The organism is Terrabacter sp. Soil811, assembly GCF_001429655.1.
Lineage (GTDB): Bacteria > Actinomycetota > Actinomycetes > Actinomycetales > Dermatophilaceae > Terrabacter.
On the sequence record NZ_LMSX01000008.1, the window covers coordinates 247,335 to 270,864 of the forward strand.

Annotated in this window: 18 protein-coding genes; 12 read left to right on the forward strand and 6 right to left on the reverse strand. The window is 71.5% G+C overall.

Annotation, left to right across the window (positions count from 1 at the left end):
- Positions 1–29 precede the first annotated feature (29 nt).
- Entirely contained in the window at positions 30–1,712 is a 1,683-nt protein-coding gene (ettA, locus tag ASH01_RS11665; RefSeq protein ID WP_056775859.1) for an energy-dependent translational throttle protein EttA, read from the forward strand.
- Between the two features lie 63 nt (positions 1,713–1,775).
- Here ettA and ASH01_RS11670 read toward each other — a convergent pair whose 3' ends face one another.
- Positions 1,776–2,816, reverse strand: coding sequence for a magnesium transporter CorA family protein (locus ASH01_RS11670; protein ID WP_056775861.1), 1,041 nt, complete (start codon positions 2,814–2,816; stop codon positions 1,776–1,778).
- Positions 2,817–2,851: 35 nt separating this feature from the next.
- The gene (gene yczR, locus ASH01_RS11675; RefSeq protein ID WP_056775863.1) at positions 2,852–4,297 is read right to left on the reverse strand and encodes a MocR-like transcription factor YczR; all 1,446 of its coding nucleotides are present in this window, start codon (positions 4,295–4,297) and stop codon (positions 2,852–2,854) included.
- Positions 4,298–4,358: 61 nt separating this feature from the next.
- Between yczR and yczE the strand changes: the two genes are divergently transcribed.
- Positions 4,359–5,114 carry a membrane protein YczE gene (gene yczE, locus ASH01_RS11680; RefSeq protein ID WP_056775865.1) on the forward strand — a complete coding sequence of 252 codons (756 nt, stop codon included), beginning with the start codon at positions 4,359–4,361 and terminating at the stop codon, positions 5,112–5,114.
- A 4-nt stretch (positions 5,115–5,118) separates the two neighbouring features.
- On the opposite strand, the gene ASH01_RS11685 is transcribed toward yczE, so the two are convergent.
- Together ASH01_RS11685 and ASH01_RS11690 are read right to left on the reverse strand one after the other, a co-directional pair.
- Positions 5,119–5,661 (reverse strand): 2'-5' RNA ligase family protein, encoded by a 543-nt coding sequence (locus ASH01_RS11685; RefSeq protein WP_056775866.1) that lies wholly within the window; start codon positions 5,659–5,661, stop codon positions 5,119–5,121.
- A gap of 13 nt (positions 5,662–5,674) precedes the next feature.
- Positions 5,675–6,301, reverse strand: coding sequence for a TetR/AcrR family transcriptional regulator (locus tag ASH01_RS11690; RefSeq protein WP_056775868.1), 627 nt, complete (start codon positions 6,299–6,301; stop codon positions 5,675–5,677).
- A 98-nt stretch (positions 6,302–6,399) separates the two neighbouring features.
- Here ASH01_RS11690 and ASH01_RS11695 point away from each other — a divergent pair, with 98 nt between their 5' ends.
- The 10 genes from ASH01_RS11695 (at position 6,400) to treZ (ending at position 20,139) form a co-directional block, all read left to right on the forward strand.
- Positions 6,400–7,545 (forward strand): acyl-CoA dehydrogenase family protein, encoded by a 1,146-nt coding sequence (locus ASH01_RS11695; protein ID WP_020144477.1) that lies wholly within the window; start codon positions 6,400–6,402, stop codon positions 7,543–7,545.
- Complete coding sequence (locus ASH01_RS11700) at positions 7,545–8,321, forward strand: SDR family oxidoreductase (protein WP_056775872.1); 777 nt, start codon at positions 7,545–7,547, stop codon at positions 8,319–8,321. Before ASH01_RS11695 ends, ASH01_RS11700 begins: the two co-directional genes overlap by 1 nt.
- A 166-nt stretch (positions 8,322–8,487) precedes the next feature.
- Positions 8,488–9,552 carry an iron-siderophore ABC transporter substrate-binding protein gene (locus ASH01_RS11705; RefSeq protein ID WP_056775874.1) on the forward strand — a complete coding sequence of 355 codons (1,065 nt, stop codon included), beginning with the start codon at positions 8,488–8,490 and terminating at the stop codon, positions 9,550–9,552.
- Positions 9,549–10,595, forward strand: coding sequence for a FecCD family ABC transporter permease (locus ASH01_RS11710; protein ID WP_056775876.1), 1,047 nt, complete (start codon positions 9,549–9,551; stop codon positions 10,593–10,595). Before ASH01_RS11705 ends, ASH01_RS11710 begins: the two co-directional genes overlap by 4 nt.
- Entirely contained in the window at positions 10,592–11,689 is a 1,098-nt protein-coding gene (locus ASH01_RS11715; RefSeq protein WP_056775879.1) for a FecCD family ABC transporter permease, read from the forward strand. The genes ASH01_RS11710 and ASH01_RS11715 overlap by 4 nt, the downstream gene beginning before the upstream one ends.
- Position 11,690: 1 nt before the next feature.
- Positions 11,691–12,542 carry an ABC transporter ATP-binding protein gene (locus ASH01_RS11720; RefSeq protein ID WP_056775881.1) on the forward strand — a complete coding sequence of 284 codons (852 nt, stop codon included), beginning with the start codon at positions 11,691–11,693 and terminating at the stop codon, positions 12,540–12,542.
- Positions 12,539–13,540, forward strand: a complete 1,002-nt coding sequence (locus ASH01_RS11725; RefSeq protein ID WP_056775885.1) for a siderophore-interacting protein — start codon at positions 12,539–12,541, stop codon at positions 13,538–13,540. Before ASH01_RS11720 ends, ASH01_RS11725 begins: the two co-directional genes overlap by 4 nt.
- A 181-nt stretch (positions 13,541–13,721) precedes the next feature.
- On the forward strand, positions 13,722–15,893 hold the full coding sequence (gene glgX / locus ASH01_RS11730; RefSeq protein WP_056775888.1) for a glycogen debranching protein GlgX: 2,172 nt from the start codon (positions 13,722–13,724) through the stop codon (positions 15,891–15,893).
- Entirely contained in the window at positions 15,890–18,319 is a 2,430-nt protein-coding gene (gene treY, locus ASH01_RS11735) for a malto-oligosyltrehalose synthase (protein WP_056775890.1), read from the forward strand. The genes glgX and treY overlap by 4 nt, the downstream gene beginning before the upstream one ends.
- Positions 18,316–20,139, forward strand: coding sequence for a malto-oligosyltrehalose trehalohydrolase (gene treZ / locus ASH01_RS11740; protein WP_056775893.1), 1,824 nt, complete (start codon positions 18,316–18,318; stop codon positions 20,137–20,139). Before treY ends, treZ begins: the two co-directional genes overlap by 4 nt.
- A gap of 217 nt (positions 20,140–20,356) precedes the next feature.
- Here the strand turns inward: treZ and ASH01_RS11745 are convergent, their stop codons facing one another.
- Positions 20,357–21,325 carry an acyl-CoA thioesterase gene (locus ASH01_RS11745; RefSeq protein ID WP_056775895.1) on the reverse strand — a complete coding sequence of 323 codons (969 nt, stop codon included), beginning with the start codon at positions 21,323–21,325 and terminating at the stop codon, positions 20,357–20,359.
- Positions 21,326–21,377: 52 nt separating this feature from the next.
- Complete coding sequence (locus ASH01_RS11750) at positions 21,378–23,519, reverse strand: RecQ family ATP-dependent DNA helicase (protein WP_056775896.1); 2,142 nt, start codon at positions 23,517–23,519, stop codon at positions 21,378–21,380.
- Between the last annotated feature and the right edge of the window lie 11 nt (positions 23,520–23,530).

Consider the following 23,530-nt stretch of genomic DNA (forward strand, 5'->3'; position numbering starts at 1 on the left):
CGCGCTCGCTGACAGATAGCCTTCTGCGCATGGCCGAGTACATCTACACCATGACCCGTGCGCGCAAGGCACACAACGAGAAGGTCATCCTCGATGACGTCTCGATGTCCTTCTACCCCGGCGCGAAGATCGGCATGGTCGGCCCCAACGGCGCCGGCAAGTCGACGATCCTCAAGATCATGGCCGGACTCGACCAGCCGAGCAACGGCGAGGCGCGTCTGGCCCCCGGGGCGACCGTCGGCATCCTCCTGCAGGAGCCGCCCCTCAACGAGGACAAGACGGTCCTCGGCAACGTCGAGGAGGGCGCCGGCGAGATCAAGGCGAAGCTCGACCGCTACAACGAGATCTCGGCCGAGATGGCCGACCCCGACGCCGACTACGACGCGCTGCTCACCGAGATGGGCAAGCTGCAGGAGGACATCGACCACGCCGACGCGTGGGACCTCGACAGCCAGCTCGAGCAGGCGATGGACGCCCTGCGCTGCCCGCCGCCGGACTCGCCCGTCACCAACCTCTCTGGAGGTGAGCGCCGCCGCGTGGCCCTCTGCAAGCTGCTCCTGCAGAAGCCCGACCTGCTGCTGCTCGACGAGCCCACCAACCACCTCGACGCCGAGTCGGTCCTCTGGCTCGAGCAGCACCTCGAGGGCTACCCCGGCGCCGTCATCGCGGTCACCCACGACCGCTACTTCCTCGACAACGTCGCCCAGTGGATCGCCGAGGTCGACCGCGGTCGCCTCTACCCCTACGAGGGCAACTACTCGACCTACCTCGAGAAGAAGTCCGAGCGACTGACGATCCAGGGCAAGAAGGACGCCAAGCTGGCCAAGCGGCTCAAGACCGAGCTCGAGTGGGTCCGCAGCAACGCCAAGGGTCGTCAGGTCAAGAGCAAGGCACGTCTGGCCCGTTACGAGGAGATGGCGGCCGAGGCCGAGCGCACCCGCAAGCTCGACTTCGAGGAGCTCCAGATCCCGCCGGGCCCGCGCCTCGGCTCGACGGTCATCGAGGTGAAGAACCTCAAGAAGGGCTTCGGCGAGCGCGTCCTCATCGACAACCTCTCCTTCTCCCTCCCGCGCAACGGCATCGTCGGCGTCATCGGCCCCAACGGCGTCGGCAAGTCGACCCTCTTCAAGACGATCGTCGGCTTCGAGGAGCCGGACGGTGGCGAGGTCAGGATCGGCGAGACCGTCAAGATCTCCTACGTCGACCAGGGCCGCGAGGGTCTCGACCCGAAGAAGAACCTCTGGGAGATCGTGTCCGACGGCCTCGACCACATGAAGGTCGGCAACGTCGAGATCCCCTCACGGGCCTACGTGTCGCAGTTCGGCTTCAAGGGCCCCGACCAGCAGAAGCTCTCGGGCGTGCTCTCCGGTGGTGAGCGCAACCGTCTCAACCTCGCGCTCACGCTCAAGCAGGGCGGCAACCTGCTGCTCCTCGACGAGCCGACCAACGACCTCGACGTCGAGACCCTCGGCTCCCTCGAGAACGCGCTGCTCGAGTTCTCCGGCTGCGCCGTCGTCATCACCCACGACCGGTGGTTCCTCGACCGCGTCGCGACGCACATCCTCGCCTACGAGGGCACCGAGGAGAACCCCGCCAGCTGGTACTGGTTCGAGGGCAACTTCGAGTCCTACGAGGCCAACAAGGTCGAGCGCCTCGGTCCGGAGGCCGCCCGTCCGCACCGCGTCACCTACCGCAAGCTGACGCGCGACTGACCGCGAGCGAGGGCGACGCCGTCGACGAGAGGGCCGGGATGCACGCATCCCGGCCCTCTCGCGTCAGATCCAGCCCTTGCGCCGGAAGACGCCGTAGAGCGTGACGGCCACGCCGGCGATGACGGCCGCGCTGAAGAGGACGCCCCAGGGTCGACCGAAACCGGGGTAGGGCACGTTCTGGCCGAACCATCCCGTCACGGCGGTCGGGACGGCGATGATCGCGGCCCAGCCGGTGAGCTTCTTCATCACCGTGTTGAGCCGGGCGTCCTGCAGCGACAGGTTGGTCTCGAAGATCGTCGTCACCATGTCGCGCAGCGACTCGGTCCACTCGGCAGCCCGGAGGACGTGGTCGTAGAGGTCGTCGTAGAAGCCGTCGAGCTCGGTGTGCCGCTGGTCGAGCTCGCCCCGGTGACGCAGCACCGCGTTGACGACGTCGCGCATCGGCAGCACGACACGTCGCAGCTCGACGAGCTCCTTGCGCAGCCGGTAGGTGCGCACCTGGACGGCGTGCGTGCGGCCGCTCTCGTCGAAGAGGAGGTCCTCGAGGTCCTCGATCGCGTCGTCGAGCTGCTGGATCGCCTCGAAGTGCCCGTCGACGACGGTGTCGAGCAGCCCGTGCACGAGTGCTCCGACGCCGAGCGCGAGCAGCTCGGGGTCGTCGTTCCACCGGTCGAGCACCTGCTGCATGTCGACCTCGTCGCTGCCGCGGACGGTGATGATGCCGCCCGGGAACACGAACGCCGAGATCCGTGCCGTGCGCAGGCGGGACTCCGGCCCCAGGGGCTCAGGACCGTTGGCGCCCGTCGAGGTGCCGCCGGGCTCGAGCCGGGTGGCATAGACGGTGAGGAAGGTGTGTTTGGCGTGCCGGGTCGCCTTCGGTCGCTCGCCGGCGGAGATGGCGTCCTCGACGGCGTGGGGGTCGAGCCCGAGCTCCGCGGACAGGGCGCGCAGGCCGGCGTGGTCCGGCTCGCACAGGTCGACCCAGATGAGCGAGTCCTCGCGACCCAGCAGCTCGGACACGTCCTCGAGCGGGAAGCCCTCGTCGACGACCTTGCCGTGCTCCCACCGGCAGGAGGTGATGCGCCCGGTTCCGTCGTTGCTCACCGGGCCAGTCTCGCAGCCCCGAGGCGCTGGCACGGTCAGGCGATGAGGGGCGTGACCTCGCGAGTCGTGGGGCGTTCGCCGAGCGCGAGCTGCCAGGCGGTGGCGAGCCGTCGGCCGACCTCGTCGGCCTCGTCGGGTGCGACGCAGAAGGGCACCCGGACCCAGCGGGTGAAACCGCCCTCGACCCCGAACTGTCCACCGCGGGCCAGCCGGACGCCGGCGGACTCGGCGACCCGAGCGAGCTCGTCGCCCCTGGCCTCCGGCAGCTCGCACCAGAGGTTGAGGCCGCCCGAGGGCACCGTGAGGCGCCAGTCGGGGACGTGCTGGCGCAGGGCCGTGACGAGGGCGTCGCGCCGGGATCGCGCCTCGCGCCGGCGCTCGGTCAGCAGGGACTCACCCTGCCGCAGCAGGTCGGTGACGACGAGCTGCTCGAGGATCGCCGTGCCGAGGTCGAGGCTGTGGCGGGCCTCGATGACGGCCTCGGCACCACCGCGGGGTGCTCGCACCCAGCCGACGCGCAGGCCGCCCCACCACGTCTTGCCGGCGCTGCCGAGGGTGTGGGCGGCGGGGGAGGAGGCCGCGAAGGGCGCCGCTCGTGCCGCGCCGTCCGGGTCGTCGAGGCCGAGCTCGACGAACGTCTCGTCGATGACCGGGACGGTGTTCGCCCGGGCCAGCACGCCGGCCAGCGCCTGTCGCGTGGGCGCATCCATGACGAGTCCGGTCGGGTTCTGGTGGTCGGGGATGAGGTATGCCGCCCGAGCACCGCTCTGACGCAGCCCGACCTCGATCGCCTCGACGTCCCACCCCGTCGCCGTCAGCTGCGCGGGCACTGCGCGGTATGCCGAACGCCGCACCCCCACGATGGCGTTCGGGTAGGTGGGGCTCTCGACGAGGACCCGGTCACCGGTGTCCAGCTGGGAGCGGAGCACGGCCGACAGTCCGCCGTGCGCACCGGAGGTGATGACGACCTGGTCGGGGGAGGTGGACAGCCCCCGGCCCTCGAACCAGGCGGCCACCGCGGCGCGTGTCTCCGGCAGCCCGCGTGGGTCGTAGCCTGCGGTCGCGAGGAAGCGCGGCAGTTCGAGAAGGGCCCGCTCGTAGGCCGCGGTGACACCGGCGGCGGCCGGGAGGGCGGCATACGTGAGGTCGATGACGTCCGGCGGCACGTCGGTGGGGATGAGGCCGGCCTGCGACAGCGCGAGACCCGAGGGCCCGGCCGGAAGGCAGACGACGCTTCCCGAGCCGCGCCGCGTCGCGACGAACCCCTCGTCGCGCAGGGCGTCGAGGGCCGCACCGACGGTCGTGCGGCTCAGGCCCAGCTCGGTCGTCAGCGTGCGCTCGCTCGGCAGCCGCGTCCCGACGAGGAGCCGTCCGTCGGAGACGAGCCGGCGGATGCCGTCGGCGAGGCCGCGATAGGCCGGCCGGGGGAGAGGACCGGACCCGAGAAGCAGGGCCAGTGACCGGGCCGAGATGGTGCGCACCGGTCCACTGTCCCACGACTGGCCCTTAAAAGGCAGTCCACTGGCCGGCATCATGGACGGTATGAGACGTCACGTCCCCCTCGCGAACCTCACGCCGCGCCAGCAGCTGCGCGCCGGCCGCCTCCCGCGCCGCGTCGTCCAGCTCCTCGTGGGACTCGTGCTCTACGGCGTCTCCATGGCGATGATGATCCGCTCGACGCTCGGCCTCGACCCGTGGGACGTCTTCCATGCCGGGATCGCCACGCACGTGCCGCTGACCTTCGGGCAGGTGACGATCATCGTCGGTGCGCTCGTCCTGCTGCTCTGGGTGCCGCTGCGACAGTGGCCCGGTCTCGGCACCGTGGCCAACGTCGTCGTCATCGGCCTCGCCGCCGACGCGGGCCTCGCGCTCATCGCGCCGCCCGAGGCGATGTGGGCCCGGGTGGCGCTCCTCGCCTCCGGCATCGTGCTCAACGGCGTCGCCGGGGGCCTCTACATCGGCAGCCAGCTCGGTCCCGGCCCCCGCGACGGGCTCATGACGGGTTTCGCGCGGCGCACCGGGCTGTCGATCCGGCTCGTCCGCACCACCATCGAGGTCGTCGTGCTCGCGGTCGGCTGGCTGCTCGGTGGACCCGTGGGCCTCGGCACCGTGCTGTATGCCGTGACGATCGGCCCGTTGGTCCAGTTCTTCCTGCCCCGGCTGACCATCGACCTCGGCCCTGCGGGAGCGCCGCCGCGTGAGGACGGCGCCGCGCCCGAGGAGGGCGCCGCCGCGCCCGAGGAGGGCGCCGCCGCCCCCGTGACGCCGACGTCGGCGATGGGCTCGACGACGAGCTGACGTCTCAGGCGCCGGTGAGGCGCCAGGACCGGAGCACCCTGCAGGCGCCCGGCTCGTACCACGCGAGGTCGAGTCGCTCGGCCCGGCAGCGGGCCGGGAGACGGGGAGCGGCCAGCCTGCGGGTCGACTCCTCGGTGACCACGTCGGAGAGGGCGTCGAGCGTCAGGTGCGGCACGACGTCACCGAAGCGACCGGCATACGGCGGGCACTGGGGGAAGGCGTCCCACAGCCGCGAGGTGAGGGCGGCGAAGGGCGCCGACGGCTCGGACAGCAGGTGGACGATCCCGTTGGGGAAGGTGTCGACGGCCTCAAGCGTGAACGCGAAAGGCTCTGTCGCTGCGGCGATCTCGGCGACGACGTCGAGCGCTGTCTGCGTCAGGGACTCGAGGTCGAGGAACGGCGCGAGCGCCGTGACGTGCGCGTGGACGAAGTCCGGGTCTGCCGAGACGTAGTCGGCGTCGTAGTGCCGCGTGCGGGCGAGGACGAACGGCTCGAGGGCCGGCACCGGCACCTGGAGCACCGAGTGGCCGGTGACGGCCGAGGTCACGATGGGGGCACGCTCAGTGCCCGGCGCCCACGAGCCGCAGCGCGAGTGCGGCGTTCGTCGCGCCGATCTCGGCGGGACTGCGTCGGATCGTCGGGGAGTACCAGCGGGCCACGTCGACGACGATCGAGAGCAGGGCCAGCGCGGTGTCGGCGCTGTCGTCGACGGAGAACGTGCCGTCGGCCACCCCACGGTCGAGGACGTCACGCACGAGGGAGTCCATCTCCTTGCGCAGCTTGAGGACCTCGGCGTGGTGCTCGGGGGTCAGGTGGTGGTGCTCGTACTGCACGACGCGGGCCACCTGGTACTGCTCGACGTGCCACTCGGTGAAGCGCGCCATGACGGTGACGAGCTCCTCGGCGGGCGTCGAGCCCTCGGCGATGGCCGAGCGCAGGAGGCGCAGCGCGGACTCGTGGCCGCTGCGGCTCAGGGCGAAGAGCAGCTCCTCCTTGGAGCCGAAGTGGACGTAGACCCCGGCGGGCGAGAGCCCGGCCCCGGAGGCGATGTCACGGGTGGTCGTGGCGTGGAAGCCCTTGTCGGCGAATGCGTGGGCCGCGGCCTGGAGGAGCCGCTCGACGGTCGAGGCGTCGGGGTCGGACGTCCGGGCGCCGACGGACGGCGGGGTCGTGGTGGGCTGCGGCACGTTGACAGCATGCCGCAGGGGAGGGAAACTAAGCAAGCGCTTAGTTACCGACGGGTACCAGCGCATCGCACCCGTGAGCACGCCCGATGGAGGACGTTATGCCCCGCAACATCTACGACGAGGACCACGAGGCGATGCGCGCCTCCGCGCGCGAGTTCGTCGCCCGCACGCTCGCGCCGCGCGCCGAGGAGATGATCGAGGGCAAGTCGATCCCGCGCGACATCTGGCTCGAGGCCGGCAAGCAGGGCTTCTTCGGCCTCGACATCCCCGAGGAGTTCGGCGGCGCCGGCGTCGACGACTACCGCTTCAACGCCGTCGTCGCCGAGGAGATGTCGCGCTTCAACGCCGCGACGAGCTCGTGCTTCGGCATCCACTCCGACGTGTGCCCGCCCTACATCGTCGACCTCGGCACCGAGGAGCAGAAGCAGCGCTGGCTGCCCGGCATGGCGAGCGGTGAGCTCATCTGCGCCATCGCCATGACCGAGCCCTCCGGTGGCTCCGACCTCGCCGCGCTCAAGACGACCGCCGTGCGGGACGGTGACTCGTGGATCCTCAACGGCTCCAAGACCTTCATCACCAACGGCTACCAGGCCGACCTCGTCATCGTGGCGGCGCGCACCGACCCGTCCAAGGGTGCCAAGGGCATCACGCTGCTCATGGTCGAGCGCGGCATGGAGGGCTTCGAGAACGGCCGCAAGCTCGACAAGGTCGGCATGGACGAGTCCGACACGGCCGAGCTCTTCTTCGAGAACGTCCGCGTTCCCGACGAGAACCGCCTCGGCCCAGAGGGCATGGGCTTCATCTCGATGATGCAGCGCCTCCCGCAGGAGCGCGTCGGCGCCGCCGTCTCCAACGTCGCGCACGCCAAGGCGATCCTCGAGGAGACGATCCAGTACGCCAAGGACCGCAAGGCGTTCGGCCAGCCGATCGGCGCCTTCCAGCACAACAAGTTCCTCATGGCCGAGCTCGTGACGAAGATCGAGGTCGCCGAGGCCTACGTCGACGACTGCATCGCGGCCCACGCCGAGGGCAAGCTCTCGGCCGTCGACGCCGCCAAGGCGAAGTGGTGGAGCTCGGAGGTGCAGAACGACGTGCTCGACCACTGCGTCCAGCTGCACGGCGGCTACGGCTTCATGAACGAGTACCGCGTGGCCCGCGCCTGGCGCGACGCCCGCGTCACGAAGATCTGGGCCGGCTCCAACGAGATCATGAAGGAGCTCATCGGCCGGGACCTCGGCTTCTGATGGCGGCCGACGCACGCGGCGGGCGCCACGAAGGTGCCGTCGCGATCATCACCGGTGCCAGCCGCGGGATCGGTCTCGGCATCGCCGAGCGCCTCGTCGCCGAGGGGGCCAAGGTCGTCATCACGGCGCGCAAGCCGGACGCGCTCGCCGAGGCGGTCGCCACGCTCGGCGGTCCGGAGCACGCCCTCGGCATCGCCGGCAACGCAGCCGACGAGGACCACCAGGACGAGGTCATCAGCGCGGCGCGCGAGACGTTCGGCGGGCTGCACCTGCTCGTCAACAACACCGGCATCAACCCTGTCTACGGGCCGATGCTCGACACCGGGCTCGACATCGCGCGCAAGGTGCTCGACGTCAACGTCGTCGCCGCCTTCTCGTGGATCAAGAAGGCCGTCGCGGCCGGGCTCGGCGACGAGGCCCATCCGGGGTCGGTCGTCAACCTCGCCTCCGTCGCCGGCCAGGGCGCGAGCGGCGTCATCGGCTGGTACGGCGTGTCCAAGGCGGCGCTCATCCACCTGACGACCGAGCTCGGCTACGAGCTCGGTCCCGACGTGCGGGTCAATGCCGTGGCCCCCGCGGTCGTCAAGACGAAGTTCGCCGAGGCGCTCTACGAGGGGCGCGAGGAGAAGGTCGTCCGCGCCTATCCGATGAAGCGCCTCGGCCTGCCCGAGGACGTCGCGGGCGCCGTCAGTTTCCTGCTGAGCGGCGACGCGTCGTGGGTCACCGGTCAGACGCTGACGATCGACGGTGGCGTCACCCTGGGTGGCGCCCTCTAGGAGATTCGTTCCGCCGCAAGGCGATTCGACGACGACGTATGCCGTCCGGCCCCGTGCGAGCGCACGGGGCCGGACGCATGCCGGGTCGGGTTTGACATCAGTTAGGTGAGGCTTACTAAGGTAAGCCTCACCTAATGTTTCGTCGACTCGACAGAGAGATCCCACCGTGTCGCGACTTCGCACCGCCCTCCTCGCCGCCGTCGCCGCGGCCCTCGTCCTCGCCGGCTGCACCACCGGACCCACCGGGGGCTCCGCCCCGACCCCCGCGGGCGCAGCAGCGGCAGGGTCCGGCGCCACGGGAGCCGACCCGACGGCATACCCCGTCACCCTGAAGGACGCCTTCGGGACGGCCACCATCACGAAGGAGCCGCAGCGGGTCGTCACCCTCGGCTGGTCGGACGCCGACCACGTGGCGGCGCTCGGGGTGGCCCCCGTCGGTGCCCCCAAGGTGACGTGGGGCGGCAACGCGAACCTCTCGACGGACTGGTTCGACGCGCAGCTGGCCACCTTCGGCGGCACCGCGCCGACACGCTTCGACGACGCCGACGGCAACCCCGTCGAGGAGATCGCCCGGCTGCAGCCCGACCTCATCCTCGCGACGAACTCCGGCATCACGAAGGACGAGTACGACAAGCTGAGCAAGCTCGCACCCGTCGTCGCCTACCCGGAGGTCGCCTACGGCACGCCGTGGCAGGACTCGCTCGAGACGATCGGGAAGGCGCTCGGGCGCTCGAAGCAGGCGGCTGCCGTCGAGGCGAAGACCGTCGGGGCGCTCGAGGCGGCCAAGGCGAGGTACCCGCAGCTCGCCGGCAAGACCTTCATCTACGGCTACGTCGCCCCGACCGACCTGTCGCAGATCGGCTTCTACACCCCGAGCGACCTCCGGCCGCAGATGCTGACCGAGCTCGGCATGAAGAACGCGCCGGTCGTCGAGGAACAGGCCAAGGGCTCCAAGGAGTTCTACCTGACCGTCAGCGCCGAGCGTGCCTCGACGCTCGAGGCCGACGTCTTCCTCACGTACATCACCGAGGACTCCGAGGTCGGGGTCATGACGAAGGACCCGCTCGTCGGCCAGGTGCCCGCGATCAAGGCGGGTGCGCTCGTCGCGACGAAGGACCAGAAGGTCGGTCTGACGATGAGCTCGCCGACGCCGCTGTCCATCCCCTACATGACCCGTCTCTTCGTGCCCCTCGTGGCGGCCGCGGCCGACAAGGCCGACGCCGCCCGATGAGCGCCACCCAGACCGCAGCACGGGAGGAGCGGGTGGCCCCCGGCGAGGCGACCCTCCCCGGGCTCGCAGCCCTCCTGCTCGCCCTGCTCGTCGTGCTCGTCATGGCCGTCGTCGCGTCGATCGTGCTGGGATCCACAGCGATTCCTCTCGGCGACGTCGTGCAGGTGCTCACGGGCCACGGCGACGGCGTGGCCGACAGCGGCATCGTCGAGGCCCGCGTCGCCCGGACGGTCGTGGGCGTCCTCGTCGGTGCGGCCCTCGCCGTCGCGGGCGCGGCGATGCAGGGGCTGACCCGCAACCCTCTCGCCGACCCGGGACTGCTCGGCGTCAACGCCGGCGCCGGACTGGCCGTCGTCGTGGCGATCTCGGTCTTCGGCGTCGGCTCGCTCAGCGGCTACGTCTGGTGGGCGATGGCCGGTGCCGGCCTCGCGGCCGTCCTCGTCCACGCGCTCGCCGGGCTCGCCGGTGGTGGATCGCCCCTGCGCCTCACGCTCGCCGGGGCCGCCGTCGCGGCTGGTCTCGCGAGCTGGTCGTCCGGGCTCCTCGTCTCGAGCAAGCAGTCCTTCGACTCCTTCCGCTTCTGGCAGGTCGGCACCATCGGGGGCCGGGGGCTCGACCTCGTCGTCACCGTGCTGCCGTTCTTCGCCGTGGGGCTCGTCGTCGTCCTCCTCGCCGTGCGCCGGCTCAACGCCCTCGCGCTGGGCGACGACCTGGGCCGCGGTCTCGGCGAGAACGTCATCCTCGCCCGGGCCACCGTCGCCGTCGGCGTCGCCGTCCTCTGCGGCGCCTCGACCGCGCTCGCAGGGCCGATCGGCTTCCTCGGCCTCGTCGTGCCGCACGTCGCCCGCTCCGTCGTCGGCCCCGACCACCGGCGGGTCATCCCGGTGTGTCTCGCCGCCGGGCCGATCCTGCTGCTCGCCGCAGACATCGTCGGACGGCTCGTGGCCCGGCCGAGCGAGGTGCAGGCCGGCATCATGACCGCTGTCATCGGCGTGCCCTTCTTCGTCGTGCTCGTGCGCCGCGGACGGATGGCGAGCCTGTGACCGCCGACGTGCTCACCCCGACCGGGGCCTGCGCCGACCCGCGTGCCGTTGCCGCGGAAGAACCCGCCGACCTCGCCCGCGTCGTGCGAGCCCGCAGGCGTCCCGCGCGTCGGGTGCGCCTCGTCATCGCGACCCTCGCGGTGGCTGCCGTCGCCGCCGTCCTCGTCCGCGTGCTCCTCGGCGACTACGTCGTCGCGCTCACCGACCTGCTGCCCATCCTCCGGGGCGAGGCGCTCCCCGACGCTCCGGGCGCCTCCTTCATCGTCATGGAGGCCAAGCTGCCGCGTGCCCTGCTGGGGCTCCTCGCGGGTCTGGCGTTCGGGGCGGCGGGTGCGATGTTCCAGACCACCTTGCGCAACCCGCTCGCGAGCCCCGACATCATCGGCATCAGCGTCGGCGCGTCCGCCGCATCAGTCATCGCCCTGACCTTCCTCGACGCGCAGGGCCTCTGGCTGCCGGCCGCAGCCCTCGTCGGTGCGGTGGCCGTCGGCCTGCTCATGCATGCCGTCGGTCGGGGGACCACGCTCGCCGGCCAGCGCATGGTGCTCGTCGGCATCGGCGTCGCCGCCCTCCTGTCGAGCGTCATCCAGTTCGTCATGACGCGCACCTCGATCCAGGACGCGCAGGCTGCCCTCGTCTGGCTCACCGGGAGCCTCGCACGCGCCACGTGGCCCGTCATCGGGATGCTCTCGGTCGCGGTGCTCGTGCTCGCGCCCCTGCTCGCGGTGTGCGCGCGGTGGATGCGGCTTGCCGAGCTCGGGGACGACCTGTCGGCGACCCTCGGGGCGCCCGCAGGTCGGGCTCGTCTCGGGCTCGTCGTCGCCGTGGCCCTCGCCGCCGTCGCGACGAGCGCGACCGGTCCCATCGCGTTCGTCGCCTTCCTGGCAGGGCCGATCGCGCGACGCCTCTGCGGTGGGCGCCCCTCGCTGTGGGCGGCGGCGCTCATCGGGGCCGTCGTCGTCGTGCTGTCGGACTTCGCCGGTGACTACCTCATCCCCGACGTCAACCTCCCCGTCGGCGTCGTCACGGGCGCCCTCGGCGCACCCCTCATGCTCGCGGTCGTCGTCACCGCGGGCCGAGCCGGAAAGGCCTGACATGACCTCCACGACCTTCGCCCCCACCCCGGTGGACGGCACGGCCCTGCGTGCCCGCGACCTCACCCTCTCCTACGACGGTCGGCGGGTCGTCGAGCACCTCGACCTCGACGTGCCGGCGGGCAGGATCACCGTCGTCGTCGGGCCCAACGGCTGCGGCAAGTCGACCCTCCTGCGCGGGCTCGCACGTCTGTTGCGCCCCACCGAGGGCAGCGTCCACCTCGCCTCCGACGGCGCCCACGACGACGTCTGGTGGCTGCGGCCCAAGGGGTTCGCCCGCCACGTCGCGCTCCTCCCGCAGAGCCCGCCCGTGCCCGAGGGCATCACCGTCGTCGACCTCGTCGGCCGCGGCCGGCACCCGCACCGCAAACTGGTCCGCCGGTGGTCGCGGGCCGACGACGAGGCTGTCACCAGGGCCATGCGGGCGACCGGGACCATCGAGCTCGCCGAGCGACCCGTCGACGAGCTGTCCGGCGGCCAGCGACAGCGCGTGTGGATCGCCCTGACCCTCGCCCAGGAGACCGACGTCGTGCTCCTCGACGAGCCCACGACCTACCTCGACCTCGCGCACCAGGTCGACGTCCTGGACCTGTTGCGCGACCTCAACCGCAGCCGGGGGACGACCGTCGTCATGGTGCTGCACGACCTCAATCTGGCGGCCCGCTACGCCGACCACGTCGTTGCCCTGCGCGACGGCCGTCTCGTCGGCAGCGGCGCGCCGGCCGACCTCGTCGACGAGGAGTTCGTGGCGCAGGTCTTCGGCCTCCGCAGCCGTGTCATCGCCGACCCCGTCACCGGCTCGCCGCTCGTCGTGCCCACCTCCACCCACCACCAGAGCGGAGCCACCTCGTGACCACCACCGCCGTCAGCCCCGTCCTGCTCCTGACCGCCGTCGTCCGACGGGTCGAGCGACTCAGTCCGTCCTTCGTCCGGATCCGTCTGGGCGGCAACGGTTTCGAGCACCTCGGCCCCGAGGGGCCCACGCTCGACCAACGCGTGAAGCTGCTCATCCCGTCGCCGGGGAGGCCGGCGCCGAGCGCGCTCCTCGACCCCGACGGGTGGTATGCCGCGTGGCTCGCGCTGCCGGAGGCCGACCGTGGTCACCTGCGCACCTACACGGCCCGCGGCGTCGAGGGGGAGGGCGACGACCGCCAGCTCGTCGTCGACTTCGTGCTGCACGGTCACGGCCCGCTCGGCGCGGCCAACCCGCTCGGCGCAGGCGGCGCGGCTGCCGGTCCCGCCGGCACGTGGGCGGCGCGAGCCGCCGTCGGCGACGAGGTCGGCCTGCTTGCCCCGCGCCGCGGTCACGAACACGCCTTCGGAGGGATCGAGTTCGACCCGGGCGCCGCGGGGCGACTGCTCCTCGTCGCCGACGAGACGGCCCTGCCTGCGCTCGCGTCCATCGTCGAGTCCCTGCCGGCTTGCACCCGGGGCGTGGCCGTCGTGGAGGTGCCGGACGCCACGGACTTCCTCGACGTCCGCTTCCCGGCCGGGATCGAGCGTCACTGGATCGCTCGCGGGGCCCGCCCCAGGGGCGAGCAGACCCTCGCCGTGCTGCGCGAGCGCCTGGACCTGCACCCGGAGCGTGCCGTCGCCGACGCCTCGTCCCTCGGCCCATCGACCGACCTCGACGACGCCGTGTGGGAGACCCCGGCCCACAGCTCCTCGGGTGACGACGTCACGGCATCCCGGCGGGCGCGGCCACGACCAGGCGATCGCGACACGTATGCCTGGGTCGCCGGCGACTCCGACACGGTCAAGGCCTGTCGGCGCCTCCTCGTGGGCGAGCGAGGCATGCCCCGTCCGCAGGTCGCCTTCATGGGGTACTGGAAGCAGGGACGCTCCGGCTGAGCAGCGCCTTTCTCCACCCCGCCCGGACGGCGCGTCGCGGCACGGCGCGCCGACCGGCATACGGCCGCTTGCGCTCGACGGGCCCGGGCAGGGGAGAATGCGCTGTGCGGCCACCGTCGTCCGCAGGTCGCCACGCCGTGGCGCCGCGGCGTTGCCGCGACCGAACGACGGAAGAAGGTCCATGGAGATCTGGCCGGGCAAGCCCTACCCACTCGGAGCGACGTACGACGGCTCGGGGGTCAACTTCGCCGTCTTCTCCGAGGTCGCCGAACGCATCGAGCTCTGCCTGCTCGACGACGACCTGAACGAGACGCGTTTCGACCTGCCTGAGACGGACGGCTTCGTGTGGCACGGCTACGTGCCCTACGTGCAGCCCGGGCAGCGCTACGGCTTCCGCGTGCACGGACCCTACGACCCCGCGAACGGACACCGTTGCAACCCGAGCAAGTTCCTCCTCGACCCGTACGCCAAGGCGATCGAGGGCCAGGCCGAGAACGACCAGTCGCTCTACTCGTACACCTTCGGCGACGCCAAGGCAGCGACGACGACGAAGATCAACACCTACGACAACGTGCGCCACACGATGCACTCCATCGTCATCAACCCGTTCTTCGACTGGGGCGACGACCGCCCGCCGCGCCACGAGTACCACGAGACCATCATCTACGAGGCCCACGTCAAGGGCCTGACGATGCTCCACCCGGAGATCCCGGAGGAGATCCGCGGCACCTATGCCGGCATCTCGCACCCGGCGATGATCAAGCACCTGAGCGACCTCGGCATCACCGCCATCGAGCTCATGCCCGTGCACCAGTTCGTCCAGGACGCGCCGCTCGTCGACCGCGGCCTGTCCAACTACTGGGGCTACAACACCATCGGCTTCCTCGCCCCGCACAACGAGTACGCCGCCGGTGGCCAGCGCGGGCAGCAGGTGCTCGAGTTCAAGGCCATGGTCAAGGCGCTGCACGCGGCGAACATCGAGGTCATCCTCGACGTCGTCTACAACCACACGGCCGAGGGCAACCACATGGGCCCGACGCTGGCCTTCCGCGGGCTCGACAACAACAGCTACTACCGCCTCGTCAGCGACGACCTCAGCCACTACTACGACACCACGGGCACGGGCAACAGCCTCCTCATGCGCAGTCCGCACGTGCTGCAGCTGATCATGGACTCCCTGCGCTACTGGGTCACCGAGATGCACGTCGACGGCTTCCGCTTCGACCTCGCCGCGACGCTGGCCCGCCAGTTCCACGAGGTCGACAAGCTGTCGGCCTTCTTCGACCTCATCCAGCAGGACCCGGTCGTCAGCCAGGTCAAGCTCATCGCCGAGCCGTGGGACGTCGGCGAGGGCGGCTACCAGGTGGGCAACTTCCCGCCGCTCTGGACCGAGTGGAACGGCAAGTTCCGCGACACGGTGCGCGACTTCTGGCGCGGTGAGGGTGGTGCCCTCGGCGAGTTTGCTTCTCGTTTCACCGGATCCAGCGACCTCTACGAGCACTCGGGCCGCAAGCCGATCGCCTCGATCAACTTCGTGACGGCGCACGACGGCTTCACCCTGCGCGACCTCGTGTCCTACAACGACAAGCACAACGAGGCCAACGGCGAGGGCAACAACGACGGCGAGAGCCACAACCGCTCGTGGAACTGCGGTGTCGAGGGGCCGACGAACGACCCGGTCATCCGCGACCTGCGGCTGCGCCAGCAGCGCAACTTCCTCACGACGCTGCTCTTCTCGCAGGGCGTGCCGATGATGCTGCACGGCGACGAGCTCGGTCGCACGCAGGGCGGCAACAACAACGGCTACTGCCAGGACAACGACATCTCGTGGATCCAGTGGGTCCTCGACGAGGACGACCAGAAGCTTCTCGTCTTCACCCAGTCGCTCGTCAAGCTGCGGCGCGAGCACCCGGTGTTCCGTCGTCGCCGCTTCTTCGCCGGCAACGCCGACCACGGCGGCGAGAGCGAGCTCGGCGACATCGCCTGGTTCACGCCCGAGGCACAGCACATGGACGAGGAGGCCTGGAGCAACGGCCTGGCCAAGTCGCTCATGATCTTCCTCAACGGCTCGGCGATCCCCGAGCCGGACCCGCGCGGCCAGCAGATCCTCGACGACTCGTTCCTCGTGATGTTCAACGCCCACGACCAGCCGCTGACGTTCACGCTGCCCGACGAGGAGTACGGCGCCGAGTGGATCCCGGTCATCGACACGGCACTGCACGAGGTCGAGGCCAACCACCTCGACGCCACGTGGCAGATCCAGGTGCAGCCCCGCAGCATCGTCGTGCTGAGGTGCCCACGCGAGATCGTCTCGCCCATCATCCCGGGCGTCACGGAGGAGGCCACCGCGTGAGGTATGCCAGCGCACCGGTCTCGACCCACCGGCTCCAGCTCGAGCCGGACTTCACCCTCGACGACGCGCTCGCGCAGGTGAAACACCTTGCGGCACTGGGGATCACGCACCTCTACCTGTCGCCGATCCTGCAGGCCACCGTCGGATCCAAGCATGGCTACGACGTCACCGACCACACGTCGGTGGCGGCAGGGCTCGGCGGCGACGCCGGCTTCGCCCGCCTCGTCGAGGCCGCCCACGAGGCCGGGCTCGGCGTGGTCGTCGACGTCGTGCCCAACCACATGACGACACCGACGCCGCTCTCGCTCAACCGCCCGCTGTGGTCGGTGCTCCGCGAGGGCCGGCAGTCGGCATACGCCACGTGGTTCGACGTCGACTGGGACGCCCAGGACGGGCACCTCCTCATGCCGGTGCTCGGGGCGCCGCTCGACGAGGTTCTCGCAGCGGGGGACATCTCCGTGGGGGAGCACGAGGGTGAGGCGGTCGTGCAGTACTACGACCACGTCTTCCCGCTCGCGCCCGGCACGGACCCGCGGCTGCCGATCGGTGAGCTGCTCGACGCCCAGCACTACCGCCTCGCGTCGTGGACGGTCGGCGACTCCGAGCTGAACTACCGCCGCTTCTTCGACGTCACGTCGCTCATCGCGGTGCGGGTCGAGGAGCCCGAGGTCTTCGACGCCACGCACGCCCTCCTCGTCGACGGGATCCGCTCCGGCGCGATCGACGGGCTGCGCATCGACCACCCGGACGGCCTCGCCGACCCCGAGGGCTACCTCGAGCGGCTCGCCGAGGCGACCGGCGGCGCGTGGGTTGTCGTCGAGAAGATCCTCGAGGGCGAGGAGCAGCTGCCGCACTCGTGGCGGACGGCAGGCACCACCGGCTACGACGCGCTGCTACGCATCGGCGGGCTCTTCGTCGACCCCGCCGGGGCCGAGCCCCTCGACGACCTGTCGACCGAGCTGCTCGGAGAGCGGCAGGACCTCGGGGACATCGTCACCGAGTCGAAGCGGTGGGTCGTCCAGGTCATGCTTGCCACCGAGGTGAGCCGGCTCATGCGACTCGTCGCGCGGGCGCGGCCGGACCTCGAGGAGGTCGCCGCTCGCGAGGTGCTCGAGGCGATGCTCGTCGGCATGGACCGCTACCGCGTCTACATCCGCCCCGGCCACCCACGCGAAGGTCTGTCGGCCGAGCCGCTCGAGCTTGCCGTCGTCGAGGGAGCCGGATCCCGCTACGACTCGCTCGACCGCGCGTGCGTCGAAGGTCTCGTCGACCTCGCCCTCGGCGAGGGGGACTCACAGGACGAGCCGGCGCGCGACGAGTTCGTCGTGCGGTTCCAGCAGACGTGCGGTCCCGCCATGGCCAAGGCGATCGAGGACACGGCGTACTACCGGTACGTCCGGCTCGTCGGGCTCAACGAGGTCGGCGGCGACCCGACCCGGGTGGGCCTGCCGACGTCCGCCTTCCACTGGTTCGCCGAGAACCTGCTCGGTGAGTGGCCGCAGTCGATGACGACGCTCTCGACGCACGACACGAAGCGGTCCGAGGACGTGCGGGCGCGGCTCTTCGTGCTCGCGGAACGACCGGAGGCGTGGGCGACCTGGGTGCGCGCGGCACGAGAGCTGGCGACACCGGTCCGCGCCCAGGAGCTCGACACGCTCACCGAGTACTTCCTCTGGCAGACCCTCGTCGGGGCGTGGCCGATCAGTGAGGAGCGGCTGCAGGCCTACGCGCTCAAGGCGATCCGCGAGTCGAAGCTCTTCACGCGCTGGACCGAGCCGAACGAGGCCTACGAGTCGGCAGTCGAGCGGTTCGTCTCGGGCGTCGTCACGACACCGGAGATCGTGGCCCACGTCGAGGACTGGGTCGACTCGACGGGGCGCGAGACGCGTGCCAACGTCCTCGGCCAGAAGCTCGTCCAGCTGACGATGCCGGGCGTGCCTGACGTCTACCAGGGGACCGACCTCGTCGACCTGTCGCTCGTCGACCCCGACAACCGGCGGCTCGTCGACTACGACGACCGTCGCGACCGGCTCGCCCGCCTCGTCGGCGGCGGTGCCCCGGCGGACCTCGACGACGAGAAGCTGCTCGTCACCACGGCCGCCCTGCGCACGCGCCGCGAGTGGCCCGAGTGCTTCACGGGTGAGGACGCAACGTATGTCCCGGTCGCGACGGGCTCCGAGCACGCCGTGGCCTTCGGTCGGGGCACGGGCGACGACGTGGAGGTCGTGACCGTGGTGACGCGGCTCGCCGGCCGGCTCGCCGACGCCGGCGGCTTCGGGGACGCCACCCTCGACCTGCCCGAGGGGCGCTGGTCCGACGTCGTGTCCGCGCGCACCTTCGACGGTGGGCGCACGCGCCTCGCCGACCTCGTCGGTGACGACGGCCTGCCCGTCGCGCTGCTCGTGCGGGTACGGGACGAGTCATGACCCCCGAGAGCCTCAGCGTCTGGGCGCCATCAGCGTCACGGGTCGACGTCGTCGTCGCCCGGGTCGACGGGTCCGGCGCCGAGCCGACCTCGGCGGCGCAGCGGCACGCCATGACCGCCGGCGACGGCGGCTGGTGGACGTGGCCGCGCCCGGACGACGTCACCCTGGACTACTCCTTCAGCATCGACGGAGGCGACCCCAGGCCCGACCCGCGGAGTGCCTGGCTGCCGCACGGTGTCCACGCGGCGAGCCGCACCTTCGACGCGGCGGCTCACACCTGGGGTGACGCTGAGTGGCGCGGCACCCGTGACGGCCGTGGCGTCCTCGGCGGCGTCGTCTACGAGCTGCACATCGGGACGTTCACGCCGGAGGGCACCTTCGACGCGGCGATCGCCCACCTCGAGCACCTCGTCGAGCTCGGAGTCGACGTCGTCGAGGTCATGCCCGTCGCCGCCTTCGCCGGCACACACGGCTGGGGCTACGACGGGGTCGCGCCGTATGCCGTCCAGCAGACGTACGGCGGCCCGGCCGCCTTCCAGCGTTTCGTCGACGCGTGCCACGTCCGGGGCCTTGGCGTGTGCCTCGACGTCGTCTACAACCACCTCGGTCCCACCGGCAACTACCTCGCCGAGTTCGGGCCCTACTTCACCGACACCCACACGACGCCGTGGGGGCCCGCCGTCAACCTCGACGCGGACGGCAGCCACGAGGTGCGCCGCTGGGTCGTCGACAACGCCGTCCGGTGGTTCCGCGACTTCCACGTCGACGCGCTTCGGCTCGATGCCGTGCACGAGCTGCGCGACACGTCCGAGCCGCACATCCTCGCCCAGCTCTCCGGCGAGACCGCTTCTCTCGCAGACGAGCTCGGCCGGCCACTCGACCTCATCGCCGAAAGTGACCTCAACGACGCCGTCATGGTGACGCCCACCGCCGAGGGCGGCCGCGGCATGACGGCCCAGTGGGACGACGACATCCACCACGCCCTCCACGTCGCCCTGACCGGCGAGACGCAGGGCTACTACGCCGACTTCGCCGGCGGCAACGAGGCGTGGCCCGAGGGCGGCGCCATCTCGGTGCTGGCCAAGACACTCACCGACGCCTTCCTGCACGACGGTCGGGTCTCCACCTTCCGGGGCGAGCGCTGGGGCGCGCGGGTCGACCCCGAGACGCGCTCGGGGCACGAGTTCCTCGCCTACCTGCAGACCCACGACCAGGTCGGCAATCGCGCGACGGGTGACCGCATCAGTGACCAGGTCTCGCCCGGGCAGCAGGCGATCGGCGCCGCCCTCTACCTGCTCTCCCCGTTCACGGCCATGGTCTTCATGGGCGAGGAGTGGCGTGCGAGCACGCCGTTCGCGTTCTTCACCTCCTTCGAGGAGGAATGGCTGGCCGACGCGGTGCGCTCCGGCCGACGTGCCGAGTTCGCCGCCCACGGGTGGGACGAGGCCGATGTCCCCGACCCCCAGGACCCCGCGACCCGGGCGCACAGCGTGCTCGACTGGAGCGAGCCGAATGCGCCGGGCCACAACGAGATGCTCCACTTCTACCGTGAGCTCATCAAGGTCCGGCGCACGCAGCCGGACGTCGCCTCGGGTGACCTGCGTGCCACGACGGTGACCTTCGACGAGACTGCCCGCTGGATGATCCTGTCGCGCGGGTCGGTGCACGTGGTGGCCAACCTCGCGGGCCGCGCCGGCGTCGTCCCGTTCGCGGGCGAGGTCGAGCACGTGCTCGCCTCGTGGGGGCGGTCGCCGATCGTCGACTCGCACGGTGTCAGCCTCGACGGCCACGACGTCGCCGTCCTGCGCACGACCGCCTGACCTCAGACGCCACGCGAGTGGCCGCCACGTCTCCCTGGTCCCAGCGCCCAGCAGCTCGAGTGGCCGCCACGTCACTCTGGTCCCACCCTCGGTGGTAGGCGTGGGGTGAAGAGGTCACTCGAGTGAGACCGAGCGTTGACGCGAGCGGGCGGACGAGCGAGCGAGCGAGGGGGCAGGGCCCACTGCCGGTCGATCTGGCGGAGCCCACCCCGGTGCGTCACGACTCCTTGACGCGGACCATGCCCTCCTGGGCCGTCGTGGCGGCGAGGGTGCCGTCCTGGCTGAAGATGTCACCGATCGAGAGGCCGCGACCGCTGACGGCCGACGGAGACTGCTGGGCGTAGAGCAGCCACTCGTCGACGCGCACGTCGCGGTGGAACCACATCGAGTGGTCGAGGCTCGCGACCCGCAGGCGACGGTCGGTCCAGACCAGACCGTGCCGGCGCAGCACCGGCTCGAGGAGCGAGTAGTCGCTCGAGTAGGCCAGGACCGCGGCGTGCAGCAGGGGGTCGTCGGGCAGGCGGTCGATGGCGCGCATCCACACGTGGTTCGTCGCGACCTGCTCGGGCCCGGCGTCGAGGAACATGTTGCTCTCGACCGGCCGCAGCTCGATCGGTCGCGATTCGGCGAGGTGCCGGGCGCCGGGGTGGTCGACGCCGCGGAACGCGTCGGCCAGCGACGTGAGCCCGTCGGGTCCGGCGACCTGCGGCATCGCGTTCTGGTGGTCGAGACCCCCTGCACGCTCCTGGAACGAGCACACCATCGACATGATGGGCGCGCCCTTCTGGACTGCATGGACCCGGCGGGTCGAGAACGAGTTGCCGTCGCGCATCTCCTCGACGGCGAAGCGGATCGGCAGCGTGTCGTCGCCCGGCCGCATGAAGTAGCCGTGCAGCGAGTGAATCGGCCGCGCGCCGTCGCCGTCGTTGAGGTCACGCACGGTGATGCCGGCGGCCATGACGCACTGGGCGAGGACCTGACCCCCGAAGACGCGCCCGTGCGGCATCTTCTGGCTGCGCCCCTCGAAGACCCGGGCGGATGATGCGCCGATCGACTCCGCGGCGTCACGTCCCTGGACGTCGGTGACGGCGATCTGCGCGGTGCCGACGTCACGGAGGGTCAGCACCTCGATGAGGTCCTCGAGTGGGGGCAGCGGGCGCGGTTCGGCGGGGGCGTCGGCACTCACAGGTCGACCCTAGTGGCCCCGGACGAGTGCTCGCTGCTGCCCGCGACGCGCGTCACCCTTCCATCGCCAGGGCCATCGGCAGGACAGCCGGCGCACCGGCCTCGCGCAGCAGCCCGGCACAGACCGTGAGCGTCCACCGTGAGTCGCTGACGTCGTCGAGCAGCAGGACCGGACCCGGGACGCCGTTGAGCGAGGCCGCGAGCTCGGGGCCGACGGCGAGCCGACCCCACACGTTGGCGAGCCGGAAGGCGCTGTTGCCGCCGGGCTCGCCGACGGGGCCGCCCTCGACGAGGTCGAGCGCACCGAGGTAGGGGAGCCGTCCCAGCTGTCCGAGGCCGGCGGCCAGCGACTCGACGAGCAGCGGGCGCCGACGCGACGGCACGGAGACGATGGCCGCCGGCCGTTCCTGCCACCCCCACCCGGCGAGCACGTCGACACAGGCGCGGACGACCTCGGCGGGGACTTCACGGTCCTCGCCGCGGAGCAGCTCACGGAGCCGCTGACCCCACCCGAGGTCGCTGAGGCGGGCGACGGCGCGGCCCTCCTGCATCGAGACCGACGGCGCGATCTTGCCCTTGAGCGGGACGCCCAGACGGTCCATGCCCGACGGCCACTGCGCACGGGACTCGAGGACGACGCCGGGGCGCTCGAGGCGCGAGCGGGCGGTGTTCACGGCGGCCTCGGGGATCGTCGTGTCGAACCAGGGATCGGTGCACCGGTCGCACCGCCCACAGGGCTCGGCGGAGTCGTCGTCGAGGGTCTGCTGGAGGAAGGCCATGCGGCAGCGGTCGGTGCGTTCGTAGTCGACCATGAGCTGCTGCTCGCGCTCGCGCGCCTCGGTGACGCGTCCATAGCGCTCGGCGTCGTAGGTCCACGGCTCACCGGTGGCGGTCCATCCGCCGGGCACGCGGTGCACGGCGCCGTCGACGTCGAGGACCTTGAGGAGCAGCTCGAGACGCGTGCGGCGCACGTCGACGATGGACTCGAGGGCGACCGTCGACAGGGCCCGGGGGGACTCGGACAGGGCGCGCACGACGGCATCGGCCTGGTCCTGCTTGGGCATGGACGCGGACGCGAAGTAGCGCCAGATGTCCTTGTCCTCGGGCCCCGGCATGAGGAGGACGTCGGCGCGCTCCGTGGCGCGGCCGGCTCGCCCGACCTGCTGGTAGTACGCGACGGGTGACGACGGTGCCCCGAGGTGCAGGACGAAGCCCAGGTCGGGCTTGTCGAAGCCCATGCCGAGGGCCGAGGTCGCGACGAGGGCCTTGACCTCGTTGTCGCGCAAGGCCTCCTCGAGGCGGATCCGCTCCGAGGGCTCGGTGCGGCCGGTGTAAGCAGCGACCTTGTGGCCGGCCTCGCGCAGCGCGACCGCCACGTCCTCGGCAGCGGCCACGGTCAGGGCGTAGACGATGCCCGACCCCTGCAGCTCACCGAGGTGCGCGATGAGCCAGGCGAGACGCTGCTCTGGTGCGGCGAGCGGCAGCACCCCGAGCCGCAGCGACGCCCGGGCAAGGGGGCCGCGCAGGGTCAGGACGTCACGGCCACCAGCGCCGAGCTGCTCGACGACGTCGGTCACCACGCGCGCGTTGGCCGTGGCCGTCGTCGCGAGGACCGGCGTCCGTTCGGGCAGCGTCATGAGCAGGTCGCGGATGCGGCGGTAGTCGGGGCGGAAGTCGTGACCCCAGTCGCTGATGCAGTGGGCCTCGTCGACGACGAGGAGCCCGCACGACTCGGCGAGGGCGGGCAGCTGCTCGTCGCGGAACCGGGGGTTGTTGAGGCGCTCGGGGCTGACGAGCAGGACGTCGACCTCGCCGCGGGCGAGGGCACCGGACACGGCGCCCCACTCGTCGGCGTTCGTCGAGTTGAGGGTGACGGCCTTGATGCCGGCGCGCTCGGCGGCAGCGATCTGGTCGCGCATGAGAGCGAGGAGGGGGCTGACGATGACGGTCGGCCCGGCACCCTCGGCACGGCGCAGCGCGGTGGACACGAAGTAGACGGCGGACTTGCCCCACCCGGTCCGCTGCACGACGAGCACGCGCCGACGACCGGCGACGAGCTCGTTGACGGCCTCGAGCTGCCCGTCGCGGAAGTCGACGTCGTCGCGCCCGACGAGGCGCCGCAGCGCTGTCGTCGCCCGCTCGCGCAGGGCGGGGTCGACGTCGGCAACGGGGGGAGCGGCGGGGGGTGACGTCATGGCACCCAACC